At 68.4% G+C, this 13,878-nt stretch carries 15 protein-coding genes; 10 read left to right on the forward strand and 5 right to left on the reverse strand.

The features are described 5' to 3' along the window. Positions 1 to 28 precede the first annotated feature (28 nt). On the reverse strand, positions 29 to 829 hold the full coding sequence (locus KHB019_RS10300; protein WP_230102405.1) for an alpha/beta fold hydrolase: 801 nt from the start codon (positions 827 to 829) through the stop codon (positions 29 to 31). 146 nt (positions 830 to 975) lie between these two features. On the opposite strand from KHB019_RS10300, the gene KHB019_RS10305 reads away from it, so the two are divergent. Together KHB019_RS10305 and KHB019_RS10310 are read left to right on the forward strand one after the other, a co-directional pair. Then, positions 976 to 1,377 carry a hypothetical protein gene (locus KHB019_RS10305; RefSeq protein WP_337458892.1) on the forward strand — a complete coding sequence of 134 codons (402 nt, stop codon included), beginning with the start codon at positions 976 to 978 and terminating at the stop codon, positions 1,375 to 1,377. A 69-nt stretch (positions 1,378 to 1,446) separates the two neighbouring features. Then, positions 1,447 to 2,919 (forward strand): MATE family efflux transporter, encoded by a 1,473-nt coding sequence (locus KHB019_RS10310; RefSeq protein WP_337458893.1) that lies wholly within the window; start codon positions 1,447 to 1,449, stop codon positions 2,917 to 2,919. Positions 2,920 to 3,056: 137 nt separating this feature from the next. Here KHB019_RS10310 and KHB019_RS10315 read toward each other — a convergent pair whose 3' ends face one another. Then, a complete protein-coding gene (locus tag KHB019_RS10315) occupies positions 3,057 to 3,521 on the reverse strand; it encodes an Lrp/AsnC family transcriptional regulator (protein ID WP_337458894.1) in 465 nt (154 codons plus the stop codon). Positions 3,522 to 3,634: 113 nt separating this feature from the next. Between KHB019_RS10315 and KHB019_RS10320 the strand changes: the two genes are divergently transcribed. From KHB019_RS10320 to KHB019_RS10335, 4 genes are all read left to right on the forward strand, one after another. Continuing rightward, positions 3,635 to 4,864: a trans-sulfuration enzyme family protein gene (locus tag KHB019_RS10320; RefSeq protein WP_337458895.1), complete on the forward strand. Its 1,230-nt coding sequence runs from the start codon at positions 3,635 to 3,637 to the stop codon at positions 4,862 to 4,864. 93 nt (positions 4,865 to 4,957) lie between these two features. Next, positions 4,958 to 6,748 carry a hypothetical protein gene (locus KHB019_RS10325; RefSeq protein ID WP_337458896.1) on the forward strand — a complete coding sequence of 597 codons (1,791 nt, stop codon included), beginning with the start codon at positions 4,958 to 4,960 and terminating at the stop codon, positions 6,746 to 6,748. Between the two features lie 137 nt (positions 6,749 to 6,885). After that, a complete protein-coding gene (locus KHB019_RS10330) occupies positions 6,886 to 7,506 on the forward strand; it encodes a ClpP family protease (protein ID WP_325471668.1) in 621 nt (206 codons plus the stop codon). After that, complete coding sequence (locus KHB019_RS10335) at positions 7,506 to 8,102, forward strand: ClpP family protease (protein ID WP_337458897.1); 597 nt, start codon at positions 7,506 to 7,508, stop codon at positions 8,100 to 8,102. The genes KHB019_RS10330 and KHB019_RS10335 overlap by 1 nt, the downstream gene beginning before the upstream one ends. A gap of 94 nt (positions 8,103 to 8,196) precedes the next feature. Here the strand turns inward: KHB019_RS10335 and KHB019_RS10340 are convergent, their stop codons facing one another. From KHB019_RS10340 to KHB019_RS10350, 3 genes are all read right to left on the reverse strand, one after another. Beyond that, complete coding sequence (locus tag KHB019_RS10340) at positions 8,197 to 8,547, reverse strand: helix-turn-helix domain-containing protein (RefSeq protein ID WP_290368246.1); 351 nt, start codon at positions 8,545 to 8,547, stop codon at positions 8,197 to 8,199. A 69-nt stretch (positions 8,548 to 8,616) separates the two neighbouring features. Continuing rightward, positions 8,617 to 9,603, reverse strand: coding sequence for an aldo/keto reductase (locus tag KHB019_RS10345; protein ID WP_337458898.1), 987 nt, complete (start codon positions 9,601 to 9,603; stop codon positions 8,617 to 8,619). A 13-nt stretch (positions 9,604 to 9,616) separates the two neighbouring features. After that, a complete protein-coding gene (locus KHB019_RS10350; RefSeq protein ID WP_230102414.1) occupies positions 9,617 to 10,510 on the reverse strand; it encodes a helix-turn-helix transcriptional regulator in 894 nt (297 codons plus the stop codon). Positions 10,511 to 10,616: 106 nt separating this feature from the next. Between KHB019_RS10350 and KHB019_RS10355 the strand changes: the two genes are divergently transcribed. The 4 genes from KHB019_RS10355 to KHB019_RS10370 all read left to right on the forward strand — a co-directional run bounded on the left by KHB019_RS10355 (position 10,617) and on the right by KHB019_RS10370 (position 13,866). Then, positions 10,617 to 11,489 (forward strand): aldo/keto reductase, encoded by an 873-nt coding sequence (locus KHB019_RS10355; RefSeq protein WP_230102759.1) that lies wholly within the window; start codon positions 10,617 to 10,619, stop codon positions 11,487 to 11,489. 5 nt (positions 11,490 to 11,494) lie between these two features. Next, positions 11,495 to 11,911, forward strand: a complete 417-nt coding sequence (locus tag KHB019_RS10360; protein WP_325471671.1) for an FMN-binding protein — start codon at positions 11,495 to 11,497, stop codon at positions 11,909 to 11,911. Then, positions 11,908 to 12,663, forward strand: coding sequence for an SDR family oxidoreductase (locus KHB019_RS10365; RefSeq protein ID WP_325471672.1), 756 nt, complete (start codon positions 11,908 to 11,910; stop codon positions 12,661 to 12,663). Before KHB019_RS10360 ends, KHB019_RS10365 begins: the two co-directional genes overlap by 4 nt. 183 nt (positions 12,664 to 12,846) lie before the next feature. Next, positions 12,847 to 13,866, forward strand: coding sequence for a zinc-dependent alcohol dehydrogenase family protein (locus KHB019_RS10370; protein WP_337458899.1), 1,020 nt, complete (start codon positions 12,847 to 12,849; stop codon positions 13,864 to 13,866). The last annotated feature ends 12 nt before the right edge of the window (positions 13,867 to 13,878 follow it).

Consider the following 13,878-nt stretch of genomic DNA (forward strand, 5'->3'; position numbering starts at 1 on the left):
CTCCCGGGGTTGGGCTCGTTGAAGCGGGTCAGGCGCGGCCGAGGAACTCCAGCGCAGCATCCTTGAACGCGCGCGACCCCGGCGCGTTGAAGTGGTGACGGCCGGGGATCTCGAAGAACGTCCCTTCGGGCGCCGCCTCCGCCAGGGTTCGGGAGCCGGCGATGATGGCATCCTCCGATCCGGTGGCGAACAGGATCGGTCTGGTCGGCGCGTTCGCCGGGTCCGGGTCGACGGTCCGCGTCCTGCGCATTCCCTCAGCCAGCGCGACGAGCGAACGGAGATCGTTGCCCGGCACCCGCTCCGTGAGAGCGATGTAGTTCTGCGTCGCCTGATCCGTCACCGGCGTGCCGTCGTCCGCGTACGCGCGCACCTGGTCGAGGTCGAGTCGCTCCAGAGGGATGCCGTCCGGCACGCCGCCCAGCACGGCACGGTCGATGCGCTGCGGAAGATCGCGCACGACCTCCCAGCCCACGCGGGCGCCGAGCGAGTACCCGACGTAGAAGGCTTCTTCCACGAGGTAGGTGTCCATGACCGTCTCGACGTCCCCGACGAGGGTGCGGATCGCGTAGGCATCCGGTTCATGCGGCTTGTCGCTGTTGCCGTGCCCGCGCTGGTCGAGGGCGAGCACTCGGTAGCCGGCGCGCGTGAGCTCTCGCACCCAGCCGGTGAGCACCCAGTTGTCGCGCACGTTCGAGGCGAAGCCGTGGACGATCACCACGACCGGCGCATCGAACTCGCCCCACGTGTAGGTCGCCAACCGGGTTCCGTCGGCGGCGTAGACGAGCTGCGGATCCGGCATCCGCGTCAGTTCGGAGAGAGGAACAGCCACATCTCCATCATGGTCCTCCCGGCGCGACCTCACGCTTCTTGGACCCGTTTCAATAACATCATCCTTCCGATGGATGCGGATGTCCGCGGTCGTGCGTACCGTTGAATCAGATAGTCGACCGGGGGGTCAGGATGTCAACGATCGGAATGGTTAGAGACCTTGCAGAGTTCTTCCTGTGGGTCGGCATCTCAGGGGCAGGCATCGCTCTCGTCTGCGCGATCGTGGCTCTGGTCGCACTCGCGTTCGGTGCCGCCGGGATCGCGGGCGGAGCATCCGCCGCATGGATCGGCGGGGCGCTGCTGAGCCTCACGTCCGGGTTCTCGGGGCAGTGGATTCCTGCGCTCGCCGCAGTCGGCGGCCTCGTCGCGGCTCTCGTGCTCGGCGGTCTCGCGCGCCCGCTCGTCAGGGCGTTCCAGGCACGGCCGACGCCGCAGCGTCCAGAGGTAACGGCATCCGTCACGCTGCCCGCGCCGGCCGCGGTTTCGTCAGCGAAGCCGGCGCCGCGAATCGTCGGCGTGCGCACTGTCGCTTCCGAATCGATTCGATAGACTGGGCGCTCGCCGATCCTCGGCGAGCCGATTCCCCCTGATCTTCGTCTCCGGAAGCCGTTCCCCCGCATGGCCACGTCCCTTACCACCGGGCGCCCTTGGCGCGTCATCCTCGCGTTCTCCGTCCCTCTGCTGATCGGCAATGTCGTCCAGCAGCTGTACCAGGTCGTCGACACGGTGGTCGTCGGTCGTGAGCTGGGCGTCAACTCCCTCGCCGCGGTCGGCGCGACCGGCAGTCTGCTGTTCCTGCTGCTCGGATTCGCCTGGGGCATGACGAGCGGATTCGCGATCCCGACCGCACAGGCCTTCGGCGCCCGGGACTCCGCAGCGGTGCGCCGCTCGGTCACCACCGGAACCCTGCTGGCCGCAGTCGCCAGCATCCTGATCACGGTCGGCGGCCCTCTGCTCGCAGAGCCCGTCCTCGTGCTCATGCGAACACCGCCCGAGCTGCTCGCGGAGGCGACGCTGTTCACGCAGATCAGCTTCCTCGGCGGCGGCGCGACGATGTTCTTCAACTACCTGTCGGCGATCATCCGTGCGATCGGCGACTCCAAGACGCCGTTGGTGTTCCTCACGATCGCGTGCGCGCTGAACGTCGTCCTCGTGATCGTGCTGGTCGGTCCGGTCGGGTGGGGCGTCGCCGGCGCGGCTCTCGCGACCGTCGTCGCGCAGGCCGTTTCCGTGCTGCTCTGCCTCGAGTTCGTCAGGCGGCGGATGCCTGTGCTGCACGTGCGGCGCGAAGACTGGCGCATCACACGGGGCGATATCTTCGACCACCTTCGGCTCGGCCTGCCGATGGGGTTCCAGGCATCCATCATCGCGATCGGCACCCTTGTCGTGCAGGTGGCACTGAACGTCCTGGGCCCCGAGGCCATCGCCGCCTACACGACGGCATCCCGGGTCGACAGTCTCGCAACCGCTCTGCTCGCCTCGCTGGGGCTCGCCGTTTCGATGTACGTCGCGCAGAACTTCGGCGGTCGTCGCCCCGACCGCATTCGCGCCGGCGTCGTGCAGGCCACCTGGATGGCGATCATCGCCTCACTCGTCCTGGGAGTCGTGCTCATCGCATTCGGCACGAATCTCGTCCGTCTCTTCGTCGGAGACGGAGCCGACGAGGTCGTGGACAGCGCCCACCTCATGCTCATCATCAACGGATCGACCTACTCGCTGCTGGGAGTGCTGTTCGTGCTGCGCGGAGCGCTGCAGGGACTCGGGCAGGCGATGATCCCGACGATCACCGGGGTCGTCGAGTTGTTCGCCCGTGTGGCGGCAGCTGTCGCGCTCGGTGCGGTGCTCGGTTTCGCCGGCGTCGCGATGAGCAACCCGCTCGCGTGGGTGGGTGCGGTCGTGATCCTGATCCCGGCCTACGTACGGGCCCACCGGGCGCTGATGAGGATGCCGGTCGATCCGCTCGAGCCGACGCTGACCACCCCGATCGCGATCGTGGGACCGGACAACAGCTCGTTGAACGTGGATGTCGTTGTCACTCAGCCCATCCCGGTCGTCGTGCAGCGCCGGTGGAAGAAGCTGCTGCGCCGGTAGGACCTCGCCTTATCGGGAGGCGCCCGCGCTGCTGTTCCCGCGCTCGCGCTGCTGTTCCCTGCCCCGCGCTGTCCAAAGCTGTTCGCGCGGCGGAAACTTCTGCCGCGTCGACAGGAATGAGCAGCGCGACGGGCGCGCTACCTGATCACGCCGCGGCCGTCGCGCAGCTCGAAGACCAGCTGGGTCTCGGTTCCGCGGACGACCGGATGCACCGTGATGTGCTCGAGGACGATGTCGCGCAGCGCCGTGGCGTCCTGAACCGCGACGTGCACCAGGAAGTCATCGACGCCGGCGACGTGGAACACCTGCAGCACCCGTGGTGTCGCGACGAGCGCATCGAACAGGGCGTTGACCTTCTCGCCGGTGTGGTTGGCCAGTCGCACCTTGATGATGGCCTCGAGCGGGTAGCCCAGCGCTGCCGCGTCGAGGCGGACGCGGGTGTCTCGGATGATGCCGCGATCGCGCAGGCTGCGCACGCGGTGCGCGCACGTCGACTCGGCGAGCCCAAGCCGCTGCGCCAGCGCCTTGTTCGTGAGATCGGCGCGCGTGCTGAGCGCGGCGAGGATCTCGAGGTCGAGCTCGTCGAGTTGCGCTTTCGCCAACCTGGTCACCTCTGATCCCGTCGAATCCGTTGAAAATTCTGCATCCACGCGTTCAGGCGGCGGATGCAGTCGAATTCTCCCATTCTCACCGGGATTCCGGCAACGTAGAGAGCATGACTGCAATGCCGCACTCGCCCTTCGACACGCCTCTGCATCCCGACACGATCGCGGTGCACAGCGGCCGAGGAGACCTCGCCGACCTCGGCGTCCACGCTCTGCCGATCGACCTGTCGACGACCAACCCGCTGCCCGATATCGAGCGCGGCGGTGACTCGTACGAGGCGATGGCGACCGGAGGCCGGCCGATCGCCGACGGCAGTCTCGTGTACCAGCGGCTGTGGAACCCGACGGTCGCACGGTTCGAGGACGCGCTGGCCGAGATGGAGCACGCCGAGGCGGCTGTCGCGTTCTCCTCCGGCATGGCCGCGATGACGGCCGTGATCCTCGCGATGACGGCGGCAACGGGCAAGCATCACGTCGTAGCAGTGCGACCGTTGTACGGCGGAACGGATCACCTGCTCGGTTCAGGCCTGCTCGGCACCGAGGTCACCTTCTGCCATGCGTCCGAGGTGGGCGTCAGCATCCGCCCCGACACCGGGCTCGTCGTCATGGAGACGCCGGCGAACCCGACGCTCGACCTCGTCGACATCGCCGCTGTCGTGGCCGGGGCGGGCGATGTTCCCGTCGTGGTCGACAACACGTTCGCAACGCCCATCCTGCAGAACCCGCTCGACCACGGCGCAGCCATGTCGCTGCACAGCGCGACGAAGTACCTCGGCGGCCACGGCGACGTGATCGCCGGCGTCGTCGCGTGCAGCGAGGAGATCGCCGAGGCTCTGCGCCGCGTTCGTGCGGTGACTGGTGGGCTGCTGCATCCGCTCGGCGCCTACCTGCTGCACCGCGGTCTCACGACGCTGCCGGTGCGGATCCGCCAGCAGCAGGAGAACGCGCAGCATGTCGTGCAATGGCTCATCGATCGGCCCGAGGTCGACGAGGTGTTCTTCCCCGGTCTCGATGGAGATCCGCAGGGGATCCTCGAGCGTCAGATGCGCGGCACCGGCGCGATGATCGCGATGCGGATGCGCGGTGGGTACGCGGCGGCGAGTCGGGTGGCATCCGCGGTCACGCTGTTCACGCACGCGGTCTCGCTCGGGGGAGTGGATTCGCTCATCCAGCATCCCGCCGCCCTGACGCACCGCCCTGTGCCGGCGGACGCGCGTCCGGATGCCGACGTCCTGCGCCTCTCGATCGGCCTCGAGAACGCCGGCGATCTGATCGCCGACCTCGCTCGCGCGTTCACTGTTGTCGGATCGCTACAAGAAACCGAGTCCCAGCGGATCTGAAACTTAGTACCCAGTCGCAAAGCCGGACGACTTCGGCCCGCGCGCTCCTACACTCGCGAGTGGCAACGACGCCACTGACCTCTGGAGCCCTCGATGACGAGTTCTAAGCCTCACGCGCACGGCAACGGCGTGCGCATCACCGTCATCATCCTCGCTCTGCTTCTCGCAGCGATGGTGATGATCTTCTTCCTCACGACCGGAAAGATCGCGGCGGGTGCCGCCGAGCTGTCCGACGGAACGGGCACAGCCCGCGACGGCTCGGCCGAGCTCGCCGCAGGAGCGCAGGACCTGTCCGCCGGAGCTCAGAAGCTCGCGGACGGAACCGAGAGCCTCGCAGCCGGCGCATCGAGCGCCCACGACGGCTCGCAGAAACTCGCCGCCGGGGCGTTGAAGGCGTCGACGGGTGCAGCCACGCTCGTCACCGGCGCAGGCACGCTCGCGGCCGGAACCGCGAGCGCCGAGTCGGGCGCCGCGCGCCTCGACAACGGTGCGCAGTCGGCGCTCTCGGGTGCGCAGAAGCTCGCCGCCGGTCTGCTGAAGGCCGACCTCGGCGCGCAGTCCGCGGTCGCGGGGGCGGAGAAGCTCTCCGGTGGTGCCGCGCAGGTGGATGCCGGTGCGACAAAGGTCGCCGACGGTGCGCAGGCGCTGGCCGGTGGCGCGGCGCAGGTGGATGCCGGGGCGCAGAGCGCGCTCGGCGGCGCCAAACTGGTGTCGGATGGTGCGGCGCGGGTGGATGCCGGCGCAGAGGAGTTGCTCGTGGGTGTGACCAGCCTCGCCAACGGTGTCGGTGGTGCCCATCAGTACGCGACGAACCTCAACGCAGGTGCTCAGGATCTCAGCGCCGCGATCTCCGCCGCTGCGACGGATCAGGTGAAGTATCTCGCAGCCAATAAGGATGCGATCACGGGAATGGTGACATCCGCGTCGCAGGACTCCCAGGTTCTGGCTGATCGCTTGGCCGAGCTCGCCAAGACGAACCCCGATCTTGCAGACCTCGTAACGCTGGCCGCGGGTGTCAATCAGCAGGTGAAGGGCATTGCGCCCGCAGCCGCGGCGGCTCCCGTCCTCGCAAGCGGCGTCATCGAAGCCGCGGGTGGTGCGCAGCGGCTCGCCGCTGGCACGTACGCTCTCCTCAACGGCGACGCTTCTGTCAAATGGCCCGGAACTGTCGGTCTGACCAACGTGGAGGTGGGCGCACCCGCCCTCGTGGCCGGTGCGCGGAATCTGAAGGCCGGCAGCGCCGAGCTTGCGGGTGGCACGTCGAAGCTCAGCGCTGGCCTCACTTCGTTGGCGCAGGGCACGACTGGCCTCGCATCGGGCGCATCCGACCTGGCGACCGGAGTCGCCCCACTGAAGGCGGGCACGTCCCAGCTCGCGTCCGGTGCGAAGCAGCTCGCCTCCGGCCTCAAGCCGCTGAAGTCCGGCACCGCCGAGCTCGCGACCGGTGCAGGTACGCTGTCGGGCGGCCTGACGACGCTCTCCGCAGGCGCGACGACGCTCCACGATGGCGCAGTCCGCCTGAACTCGGGTGCGACGAGCCTGTCCGAAGGCGCAGCGACGCTCGCTGAGGGCACCTCGACGTTGCAGCAGGGCGCATTCGACCTCGACACCGGGCTCGGCACGCTCTCCGATGGCGCGATGACGGTCGCCGAAGGAACGGGCACCCTCGCCGACGGCGGAGCCAGGCTCGAGACGGGTGCCGCCGCACTCGCAGACGGCAACGGTCGTATCGCTGACGGCTCCGGAACGCTCGCAACGGCGACCGCCGGCGCCGCACCGTCGATGCTTCCGTGGATGCTCGGCATCGCCCTGGCCGGTCTGATCGCGATCGGGTTCTGGGTCGGTCACCGGGTCAGTCACCGACGCGCGGTGGCCATGGCCTAGCACCACTGCCGAACAGGGCCGCGGGACGAGACGTCTCGCGGCCCTGTTCTCCGTCTGAGGTACGGCCTCTGCCGATAGCAGAGCCGCTCAGAGCGGATTCGCGCCACGCGACCCCGGAGGGCTCGCAGAGTGGGGGCATGAGCGAAGAGACACCGATCCCGCAGTTCGGCCCCGAAGCCCGACGCGCACTGTTCCACGAACGCATCCTCGTGCTCGACGGCGCCCTCGACGATGACAACGGCACGCTGCTGATGACCCAGCTGCTCACCCTCTCGGCGGAGGATCCGGTCGCGGACATCGCCCTGTGGATCCACTCGCCAGGAGGTTCGGTTCCGTCGATGCTCGCCATCCGCGACGTCATGCGCATGATCTCGAACGACGTGGCAACGCTCGCCCTCGGGCTCGCAGCCAGCGCAGGACAGTTCCTTCTCTCCGCAGGGACCAAGGGCAAGCGTCGCGCGCTTCCGCACGCGCGCATCCTCATGCATCAGGGTTCGGCCGGCATCGGCGGTTCGGCCGCCGAGATCGAGATCCAGGCCGACGACCTCCGCCAGATGCGCGACACCGTGCTCGGCCTGATCGCCGACGACACCGGCCAGCAGCCGGGCCGCGTCTTCGAGGACTCACTGCATGACCGCTGGTATACGGCGGTCGAAGCCGAAGAGTACGGCTTCATCGACGAGATCGCGACATCGATCGGCGATGTGTTCCCCCGTCGCAGGGCGCGTGTGGGGCTCGGCCTCGAAGGAGAGAAGTGATGAGCGGCTACACGATCCCCAACGTCATCGCGCAGCATCCGCGCGGCGAGCGAATCATGGACGTCTACTCGCAGCTGTTGTCCGAGCGGGTCATCTACCTCGGCACCGGCATCGACGCGGGCGTCGCGAACGTGCTGATCGCGCAGCTGCTGCATCTCGACGCGGACAGCCCGGACACCGGCATCCAGTTCTACATCAACAGCGAGGGCGGCGACCCCGGCGCTGCGCTGGCGATCCACGACACCATGCAGCACATCCGACCGGCCGTCGCCACCACCGTCGTCGGGCAGGCGATCGGGCCGGCGGCGCTGCTCGCAGCGGCCGGGGCGGCGGGGCAGCGTGCTGCCCTCGCGCACGCGCGCATCGTGCTGCATCAGCCGGCCGGACAGTCGCGCGGGGCGATCCCTGACCTCATCCTCGCCGCCGACGAGGTCGTGCGCGTGCGAGCGGATATGGAGGCGATCCTCGCCCGTCACACCGGTCGGACGGTCGAGGCGCTGCGCGCCGACACCGACCGGGACCGGGTGTTCACGGCATCGGCAGCGCTCGAGTACGGGCTGATCGACACCGTGCTCGGTGAGCGGACGGCCGCTTAGGACGACAGTTCGGGGGCCGGATGCACGGATGCCGGGTGATTCGGCAGCATCCGTCCGACATCCGTGTTCCCGGACCCCAGACTGTCGACGCGCGTCACGCCGCGAGGGCGAACGCGCCGCGGCCGGCCGACACGGAGACGGGGACGGCGGCGGATGCCGGCACCGAAGCCGCGCGCAAGTCATCTGCGACGCTGCTGGTGAGGTCGATGAGCGTGGTGTCCAGGGCGCCGGCGATCGCGGCGATCATCTCGCTGGACGGCTCCTTGAGCCCGCGCTCGACTTCGGAGAGGTACTGCGGCGACACCCCGGCCTTCGCGGCGGTCTCGCCGAGCGTCTCCTGGTTCTCGTGTCGCCTGCGGCGCAACTGATCGCCGAGCATGTGACGCCACAGCGGCTCGGGTCGAGGCGGTGTGGAGCGATCGGGGAAATCGAGGATGTCAGCCATGGTTCACGGTAACGCCGTGCCCCGCCGCGGCGGGAGCCGTTCTGCTCAGAGCAGAATCGTCGACGCGCCTCAGAGGCCGACCGCTGCCATCCCCGCTTCGTCGTAACGATCGCCTGCGACACCGATGCGGTCGGCGAGCCCGTTCAGCTCGACGATGTCGTCCGCCGACAGGGCGACCTGGGTGGCAGCGATGTTCTCGTCGATACGTTCACGGCGTCTCGTACCAGGAATCGGCACGATGAAGGGATGCTGCGCCAGCAGCCACGCCAGGGCCACCTGCCCCGGGGTCGCATCCCGCTCGGCGGCGAGACTCCGGACCCGGTCGACGAGCCCCTGGTTGGCGCGGAGGTTCTCGGGCTCGAAGCGCGGGACGCGCGCACGGATCTCGCCGGTGCCGAAGGTTGCGTCGGCGCTGACCGTCCCGGTGAGGAATCCCTTGCCCAACGGACTGAACGGCACGAAGCCGATGCCCAGCTCCGCGCACGTCGCCAGCGCCCCGGCCTCCGGGTCGCGCGTCCAGAGGGAGTATTCGCTCTGCACGGCGGTGACCGGATGCACGGCGTGCGCGCGACGGATCGTGCCCACCCCCGCCTCGGACAGGCCGAAGTGCTTCACCTTGCCCTCGGCAACGAGCTCGCCGACCGTCCCTGCGACGTCCTCGATCGGAACCGTCGGGTCGACACGGTGCTGGTAGAGCAGGTCGATCGCCTCGACACCCAGGCGCTGCAACGAGCCTTCCGCCGCACGGCGGATGTGCTCCGGCCGCGAGTCCGTTCCGCGCGAGACGCCGTCCACGATGTCGAACCCGAACTTCGTCGCGACCACGACCTCGTCACGGATCGGAGCGATGGCCTCCCCGACGAGTTCCTCGTTGTCGAACGGCCCGTAGACCTCGGCTGTGTCGATGAAGGTGACGCCGTGCTCGACCGCGTAGCGGAGCACGCCGAACATGGCCTCGCGGTCGCCGGGGTTCGGGCCGTAGCTCTGGGACATCCCCATAGCGCCGAGGCCGATGGCGGAGACCTGCAGGCCTTGGCCGAGAGTGCGCGTGTGCACGGTCGATCTCCCTTCAGATCTGCGTGTGGTCGGTTGCATCGGATGCCAGGGACGGACCCCCCGTGGTGTCCGGTGCGGCCCAGCTGGCCAGCAGTCGGAGCTTGTCCTCCGAGGGCGATCCGGGCTCGGCGGTGTAGGTGGACAGCTGCAGCCCGGGGTCGGCCGGCAACTCGAACGCTTCATAGGTGAGTTCGAGCTCTCCGACGATCGGATGATTGATCCGCTTGACGCCGGTGCGGTGGTAACGCACGTTGTGGGCAGCCCAGAGGGTGCGGAACCGTTCGCTGCGCGTCGACAGTTCGCCCACGAGGTCGGTGAGCTTCTTGTCGAACGGGTTGCGGCCGGCCTCGCCGCGCATGGTCGCGACGAGCTCCTGCGTGTTTCGGTCCCAGTCCGGAAAGAAATCCTGCGCGGCGGGATTCAGAAAGGCGAAACGTGCGCTGTTCGGAGCAGCCTCTGCGAAGACCGGTGCGTAGAGCGCGCGGCCGAGGTCGTTCGCGGCGCGATAGTCGAAGTAGTTGTCGCGGATGATCGCCGGCGCCTCCGTGATGGCCGAGAGCAGGCGCAGGATGCTTGGACGCAGCTCATCGGTCTTCTTGCGCGGTTTGTGCGCGATCGGCGAGGCACTGGCGATCCGGGCGAGATCGAACATGTGCGCCGTCTCGGCGTCGTCGAGCTGCAGGGCCCGTGCCAGGGCGTCGAGGACGCCGTCCGATGCGCCGGACAGATCACCCCGCTCGATCCGCGTGTAGTAGTCGACGCTGACGCCGGCCAGCATCGCCACCTCTTCACGGCGCAGTCCAGGGACCCGTCGGTTGGTGCCGTACGCCGGCAGGCCTGCCTGGTCGGGGGTGATGCGTGCGCGCCTCGTCGAGAAGAACTCGCGCACTTCGCCTCTGGTGTCCATGATCCGACCGTACGCCGAGTCACCCGAGGGAGGGAGGCACTGCCAGTACCCGGAACGGCCTGCACTGTTCCGGATGCCGCGGACGGAGTGGAATGACCTCATGACCATGAACCTCAATCTGAACAACGGCGTCACGATGCCGGCCCTCGGCTTCGGCGTCTTCCAGGCCGCCCCCGAGGAGACCGTCGCAGCGGTCACGACGGCACTCGAGACGGGCTACCGCCTGATCGATACGGCGGCCGCCTACGGCAACGAGCGAGAGGTCGGCGAGGCGATTCGCCGGTCCGGCCTCTCTCGCGACGAGATCTTCATCGAGACCAAGGTGTGGATCAGCGACTACGGCTATGACGAGACTCTGCATGCGTTCGAGAAGTCCACCGGCAAGCTCGGCGTCGACCGGCTCGACCTGCTGATCCTGCACCAAGCGCTCCCGTCGCGTTTCGATCTGACCGTCGGCGCGTACAGGGCACTCGAGAGGCTGCTCGCCGATGGTCGGGTCCGCGCGATCGGCGTCAGCAACTTCATGACCGATCATCTGGACCGCCTCGAGGCCGAGACGAGCATCGTTCCGGCGATCAACCAGATCGAAGTGCACCCGTATTTCCAACAGCGCGCGGTGCAGAATGCTGACTCCTCCGCCGGCACGGTCACCCAGGCCTGGTCGCCGATCGGCGGTATCACTGCGTATCGCCCCAACGGAGCATCCGCGTTCGATGATCTGACGCTGAAGGCGATCGCGGCGGAGCACGGCAAGTCACCGGCTCAGGCGATGCTGCGCTGGCATCTGCAGCAGGGTCGTTCTGCTCTGCCCAAATCGGTGCGTCCGGCCCGGATCGCCGAGAACTTCGCCGTGTTCGACTTCGAACTGACAGCGGATGAGCTCGCCGCCATCGACGCGCTCGACACCGACGTTCGCCGCGGCCCGGATCCCGAGGACATCACGATAGAGACGTTCGGGCGCGAGATCCCGGAAGCATGATGCGGGTGCGGGGACGATCTGCCGCGCTCGGCGCTGTGATGCTCGGGGCGGGCCTCGGCGGCTGCGCCGCGAACTCGACTCCAGCACCGGAATCTTCCGCGCTGCCTTCCGAATACGCCGACGGCACGTACGAGGCGACCGGCTGGTACGGATCACTCCCGTCTCACCAAGACGTCACGCTCACCCTCGAAGGCGGCGTCGTCACCGCCGTCAGCCTCACCACCCCTGCCGAAGACACCGCATCCCTCGGCCACCAGCAGCGGTTCGCCGATGCGCTCGGCGACGAGATCGTCGGGCTCGACGTCGACACCATCGACGTACAACGCCTCGCCGGGGCCAGCGGCTGTTCGGAGGGCTTCATGAGCGCCCTCGCCGAGATCAAGACCGCCGCACGATCCGCGGCAGACGAAGGAGCACCATGACGAATCTCGACGTCCTTCTCGTGGGAGGCGCCGGCAGCATCGGCAGCTACGTCGCTCGCGTCGCAACCGATGCCGGTCACAGCATCCGCATTCTCAGTCGCGGCACCGGGAAAAGCGTCGTGACCGGCGATCTCACCGACCCCGAGTCTCTCGCCGACGCGGTTCGCGACATCAACGCTGTCGTGTTCACCCACGGCGCTCACGGTTCCGCGCAGGACATTCGAGAGGTCGACTACGGCGGGGTTCGCAACGTCCTGGAAGCGATCGGCGACCGGCCGGTGCGCATCGCCCTGATGACAGCCATCGGGGTCACGTACCGGGAAGGCTCATACAACCGCTCCACGAGAGCGCACGACTGGAAGCGCCGCTCCGAGCGGCTCGTCCGGGCGAGCGGTCACCCGTACACGATCGTGCGGCCGGCGTGGTTCGACTACAACGACTACGACCAGCATCACCTGCAGGTCCTGCAGGGCGACACGCGTCACGCAGGCAGCCCGGCCGACGGCGCCATCGCCCGATCGCAGATCGCCGACGTACTCGTGGCGGCTCTCACCTCGGATGCCGCGATCGGGAAGACGTTCGAGCTCGTCGCGGAGCGAGGCGAGGCGCAATCCGACCTCGCCCCGCTGTTCGCCGCGCTCGCCTCGGACGCCGGACTCGACGGCGCATTGGACGCCGACAACATGCCACTCGATGATGAGCCGGCGGATGTCCGCGCCGACCTCGACCGGATCCGCGCGCTGCACGCCTGACCGCGGGCGGAAGGGGTCAGGACGCGGCGTCTCGTGGGGCCGGCGCCGGATGCTCCGCCGCCCAGCTCGCGAGCAGGCGGAGCGTGCCCTGTCGGTACACGGCTCGCCAGGCACTCCCGGTGCGCGGCCGGAAGGAGTTGACTGAGGGAACAGAACAGGGGACGGAACAGAAGGAGCGCACACATGCGTGGAGTAGTCATGTACGGACCGCGGGATGTCCGTGTCGAACAGCGCGAGAAGCCGACCATCACGAAGTCGACGGATGCTGTCATCAAGATCGCCGCGACCTGCATCTGCGGCTCCGACCTGTGGCCCTATCGAGGCACCGACAGCGTGCACGAGTCGCCAATGGGGCACGAGTATGTCGGCGTCGTCGAGGAGATCGGCTCCGATGTGAAGAACGTGAAGGTCGGCGATTTCGTCGTCGGTTCGTTCATGGCCTCCGACAACACCTGCGAGATCTGCCAGGCCGGATACCAGTCCCGTTGCGTGCACGTCGTGCCGATGGGACAGTTCGGAACGCAGGCGGAGTACGCACTCGTTCCGCACGCAGACGGCACGCTGGTCGCAACGCCGGGACAGCCCGACGCTGATCTGATCCCCGCACTGCTGGCCGCCTCGGACGTGCTCGGAACCGGCTGGTTCGCCGCGGTCGCGGCTGAGGTCGGTCCCGGCAAGACCGTCGCTGTGGTCGGCGACGGTGCGGTCGGCCTGCTCGGCATCCTCGCCGCGAAGCAGCTCGGTGCACAAAGGATCATCGCGATGAGTCGGCATGCCGATCGCCAGGAGCTGGCCCGGAAGTTCGGCGCGACCGACATCGTCGAAGAGCGCGGCGACGACGGCGTGGCCAGGATCAAGGAGCTCACGAACGGGCTCGGTGCGCACTCGACCATCGAAGCGGTCGGCACCCAGGAGTCGATGATGCAGGCGATCCGCTCCACACGGGCCGGCGGACACGTCGGGTACGTCGGCGTCTCGCATGATGTCGCGCTCCCCGGTGAGGAACTCTTCTTCTCCGGCGTGCACCTGCACGGCGGCCCGGCGCCCGTGCGTCGTTTCCTGCCCGAGCTCATCCAGTTGATCTGGGACCGTGCCATCGACCCGGGCGCCGTTTTCGACCTGACCCTGCCGCTCGAAGACGCCGCCGAGGGATACCGGGCCATGGACGAGCGGCGCGCCACGAAGGTGCTGCTGACCGTCTGATCGTCAGGAAGC

This window comes from Microbacterium sp. KHB019, from assembly GCF_037285405.1.
GTDB lineage: Bacteria > Actinomycetota > Actinomycetes > Actinomycetales > Microbacteriaceae > Microbacterium.

Bases quoted from the DNA above. Each gene is read 5' to 3' on its own strand.
- KHB019_RS10305 (WP_337458892.1), top strand. From the start codon at position 976: ATGGTTAGAGACCTTGCAGAGTTCTTCCTGTGGGTCGGCATCTCAGGG.
- KHB019_RS10310 (WP_337458893.1), top strand. From the start codon at position 1,447: ATGGCCACGTCCCTTACCACCGGGCGCCCTTGGCGCGTCATCCTCGCG.
- KHB019_RS10320 (WP_337458895.1), top strand. From the start codon at position 3,635: ATGACTGCAATGCCGCACTCGCCCTTCGACACGCCTCTGCATCCCGAC.
- KHB019_RS10325 (WP_337458896.1), top strand. From the start codon at position 4,958: ATGACGAGTTCTAAGCCTCACGCGCACGGCAACGGCGTGCGCATCACC.
- KHB019_RS10330 (WP_325471668.1), top strand. From the start codon at position 6,886: ATGAGCGAAGAGACACCGATCCCGCAGTTCGGCCCCGAAGCCCGACGC.
- KHB019_RS10335 (WP_337458897.1), top strand. From the start codon at position 7,506: ATGAGCGGCTACACGATCCCCAACGTCATCGCGCAGCATCCGCGCGGC.
- KHB019_RS10340 (WP_290368246.1), bottom strand. From the start codon at position 8,547: ATGGCTGACATCCTCGATTTCCCCGATCGCTCCACACCGCCTCGACCC.
- KHB019_RS10350 (WP_230102414.1), bottom strand. From the start codon at position 10,510: ATGGACACCAGAGGCGAAGTGCGCGAGTTCTTCTCGACGAGGCGCGCA.
- KHB019_RS10355 (WP_230102759.1), top strand. From the start codon at position 10,617: ATGAACCTCAATCTGAACAACGGCGTCACGATGCCGGCCCTCGGCTTC.
- KHB019_RS10365 (WP_325471672.1), top strand. From the start codon at position 11,908: ATGACGAATCTCGACGTCCTTCTCGTGGGAGGCGCCGGCAGCATCGGC.
- KHB019_RS10370 (WP_337458899.1), top strand. From the start codon at position 12,847: ATGCGTGGAGTAGTCATGTACGGACCGCGGGATGTCCGTGTCGAACAG.